Here is a 3,842-nt window from a genome sequence, read left to right on the forward strand (position 1 = left end):
GCGGTTATTACCTTGCCAGGACTAGCTATGGCAGCAGCTTTGTACCTGGGTAATCGCTATTACTTAAGCGATCGCCAGTGAGCTTGTAAGCATATGCGCTACAGATGGTGCTACTTGAGGTGCCCTCAGCCCTCAGCCCTCAGCCCTCAGCCCTCAGCCCTCAGCGGTCAGTGGTCAGCCATTCGTGTAGCGTCAGTATTGGCCTTTGGCTGATAGCTGATAGCTGATAGCTGAATGCTGATAGCTGATAGCTGATAGCTGATAGCTGAATGCTGATAGCTGAATGCTGAATGCTGAATGCTGAATGCTGAATGCTGAATGCTGAATGCTGAATGCTTACAAAAAAATTGATTAAAATAGTATAAAATATACTAGTCCTAAATCAGTGGAGAAATCACTATGATTCAACAGGAAGAGGAAGTAACTTATACCCAAAAGACAGAGCGCATCCAAGCCTTTACCCAACTGATTAAGTCAGTGGCTCCACTGATTTGGACTGTAGTAATTATTATTGTATTCATTCCCTTAGTCAGCAAACTTATAATCCCCCATTCGACCAATCCTGCTCAAATTACCCCCTCGACTGAACCAACAGTTGTTATTGAACCTCGTCCCGACTTTAGTAAAGTTAATCAAGCGGTTGCTGATGCCGTTAAAGCATCTCACGCCAGTGCTGAAGGGTTTGCGGCCCAGGAGTTAGATGTTTGGGAAGCAGAGTTAATCCCCCGTGTGGATAGTTTTTTGGATTGGTATTTTGATTATTTCAATCAGAAAAAGATGGAGCTTTCAGTTCCTTTTATGTGGGGAAAGTATGCTATCATGCATCAAATCAATACCAAGCTACCCTCTGGCAAGGAAGCGATTGACGCCAAACTTACCGAGACGTTCCAAAAAGAATTTTCTAAACGAGTACTGGTTCCTCAAAATGCTCAAATGAGGATGGAACTAATCACGAATGATACGATTGAATTATATATGGCTGAGTTGGGCAACAATCTTAGTGACATCCAAAGCCAATATCAAATTCCTCAAGGTCAGTGGGATAGATATATTAACGAAATTTCAACGACAATTAATGATACAGAAGGAAACCTATCCAATATTTCCCTGAAATTGTTAATTGGTGGTAGTGGTTACTTGGTCGCTAAACCTATCCTAGTTTCCATGGGAGGAAAAGTAGCGAGTAAAGTTAGCACCAAACTAGCTGGGAAAGCTGCTAGCAAAATGGCCGCAAAAACCGGTGGTTTAGTGGCAACGGAGTTAGGAGCAAGTATAATTGATCCCCTGGCTGGTATCGGTTTATTAATTTGGGATGTTTGGGATTACCGCCACACCCTTAAAATCGAGAAACCTATTTTACGCAGCAATATATTAGGATACTTAAAACAGGTTAAAAAATCTTTGTTGAACAATCCTGAAACTGGGATTATGACAGCAATTTATCAGTTAGAAGATGGAATTTTACAGTCAGTTGAATCGTAAGCAGTCAGCGGTCAGCAGTCAGGGGTCAGGGGTCAGCTGTCAGCTGAATGCTTACGCAGATGTTAAGCTGCTAATACGGTTTCTTTACTTCTAATCCCTTCCTCTGCGTACTCCTGTAGAACAGGCTCATAAATTTCAGGAATACTGGGATATTTCAGACCTGTAAGATTCAGGGAACCTTCCAATAATCTTCTAGCAATCATTGCAGCGGTCTTGGAAGTCAGTTGTGAACAGATGGAGTAATGGTCACCCTGTTTAGCAGAAGGATTGGTTATAGAAATGATGCGTTCTTTTTTGTCGGGGTATTGCACGAGCATGTCGTAATACATGATAATTTGATCCACTTCTGTATCCCCTGGCTGATAAACCCCCAGTTTCTGAACCAGTAAGTCAGAGATTACATCACAATAGGAGGGCGAATCTTTGGGGGGAATAATCGGCTTATCGTCAAACAGACCCAGCCATTGATAGCGCATGATAAGATCATGGGAAACTGCTATACCCAATTTCTGAGCAACCAACGCTTTAGCATCACCATTTGTGCTGCCACACAGTTCTAGGACAATTTCCTGATAAGTTTTCTGAAGCAGCTCAGGGCGATATTGTGTATCTGAGAAGCCAAGATCAATCAATCCCTGTAAGGTCTCTCCCCAACCGGGGTATCTTAATGTTCCATGATAGAAGTTTCTAACATTATCAATACCGTAAACCTTAGGGTATAGATAAGCTCCAGAATCTGAATTTGGACGAGATTCAAATGTCCCTATATTGGGAACTTCAACCGTTCTAGTTTCTAAATAAACTTTGTCTCCTGGAATTAGGGGTATCTGCGAGTCCTTGATCCAGTCTCCAGAGCCATCTTTGATCTTAACCGAAGCAAAAAGGGATTTTTTAGGAGCCCAAAAGCACTTATAACCAAACGGATTAATATTAGGATTACAGGGTAGTACACCAACATGATACCAGAGATCGATAATCTCTCCGCCCTTAGCATGCACATCGTCAATCAGCTTTTTACCGATCATGCTGCCATATCCAGGATCTGTGCCAGCCTCTGTCACAATGGCAATGCCTTTTTCTTTTGCCTGTTGATCCAATTGTTCGAATTCTTGCTGAGTCTTGAACAAGTAGCCGATATGGCAGGTCATGATCAATGACACACTATGTTCCAGACAGTATTTTGTCACAAGGGGCTGATAGGGACCGGGTAAAAAGCTGATGACAATACTACTTTCTTTAATCAATTGATCAAGAGCCTGATTTTCGGGATTTGACCGATCAATCTCAATCGGAGAGAAACTGCGGCTTGAATGCTGATTGACAATTTCTTCTGCAGTCATCTTATTCCTAGAGGCTACAGTAATGTGATAGCCTCGTTCATTCAGATAGTCGCACAGAGGAGCAACTGACACACCCGAACCTAATAACAAAATGTTTTTCATCTAAATATCCTCATACATTATCAACAATTAATTCAGGGATTACTACTGTATTAGGAAGATTCAATAACATTAGCACTATATCGGCTATAGTTTCTGGTTGAATCATCTTTTCTGGGGATAAAGAAGAAGAGTCCTTGCCCATATTTGTGTTAACCCATCCTGGGCAAAGGGCGGTTACTCTTACACCATCTTCTTTAGCGGCATGGAACATGGCATGTGATGCCGCTAAAAATCCAAACTTACTGATAGAATAGCCAACTTTACTGTCTTCAATGTATTTAGCACCGTTGGAAACAATGTTAATAATCCGGCCTTCACTGCTCTGACGTAAATACGGTAGTGCGATTCGTTAGTTAGAAACCATACCCGATAAAGAGTATGGGGGATTAACTGCCTGGTCTAATGAACCATGACAACTTGATAACCATGATGGTGAAAATCCATCCCTCGTGAAATCCGAGTGACAACCTTACCCTGACTAATGGAAATAGCAACTCCATAAGTTAAACAGCAAGAGGGTCGAACGGGCAAAACATCCTTTAACCTGACCGATGTCAGCCTAGGTAAAGAACTCATGGGTACGAATAGGAAGGTATGAATGAATCATCGTTATTACGATGTAGCGAAATAAGAAGGTTGAACAACGCTACAGACAAAAAGTCAACGGAGAACACAGGCTTACAAGGTTTGCCGCTCTTGTAAAAGATTTCCCTCTCTCCCGGTGAATAGTACCACCCTAAAAGTTCAAAGATTGGTTATCAGGAACGAAGTAACTCCCATATGTACTCTCAGAAAGGTCGAATATTCTGAGTAGGTAGCTAGCCGCAAGTCATATGGAAGCAAGATTGAGTCAGAAGCCAACGCCTGGAGTAATATCTAGGATATGCTGACGGACTCACGTTATAGGAAAAGATATAG

4 protein-coding genes are annotated in these 3,842 nt (G+C 42.0%); 1 reads left to right on the forward strand and 3 read right to left on the reverse strand.

Features of this window, described 5'->3' with window-relative positions:
• Nucleotides 1-399: 399 nt before the first annotated feature.
• Nucleotides 400-1,482, forward strand: coding sequence for a hypothetical protein (locus tag F6K20_RS28240; protein ID WP_287251479.1), 1,083 nt, complete (start codon nucleotides 400-402; stop codon nucleotides 1,480-1,482).
• A gap of 62 nt (nucleotides 1,483-1,544) precedes the next feature.
• Here the strand turns inward: F6K20_RS28240 and F6K20_RS28245 are convergent, their stop codons facing one another.
• The 3 genes from F6K20_RS28245 to F6K20_RS28255 are packed head-to-tail and all read right to left on the reverse strand — an operon-like array spanning nucleotide 1,545 to nucleotide 3,500.
• Complete coding sequence (locus tag F6K20_RS28245) at nucleotides 1,545-2,924, reverse strand: saccharopine dehydrogenase C-terminal domain-containing protein (protein ID WP_071103480.1); 1,380 nt, start codon at nucleotides 2,922-2,924, stop codon at nucleotides 1,545-1,547.
• Nucleotides 2,925-2,934: 10 nt separating this feature from the next.
• On the reverse strand, nucleotides 2,935-3,270 hold the full coding sequence (locus tag F6K20_RS28250; protein ID WP_287296888.1) for an SDR family NAD(P)-dependent oxidoreductase: 336 nt from the start codon (nucleotides 3,268-3,270) through the stop codon (nucleotides 2,935-2,937).
• A 53-nt stretch (nucleotides 3,271-3,323) separates the two neighbouring features.
• The gene (locus F6K20_RS28255) at nucleotides 3,324-3,500 is read right to left on the reverse strand and encodes a hypothetical protein (protein ID WP_158026519.1); all 177 of its coding nucleotides are present in this window, start codon (nucleotides 3,498-3,500) and stop codon (nucleotides 3,324-3,326) included.
• Between the last annotated feature and the right edge of the window lie 342 nt (nucleotides 3,501-3,842).

It is taken from the genome of Moorena sp. SIO2C4 (assembly GCF_010672485.1).
In the GTDB taxonomy this organism is placed as follows: domain Bacteria; phylum Cyanobacteriota; class Cyanobacteriia; order Cyanobacteriales; family Coleofasciculaceae; genus Moorena; species Moorena producens.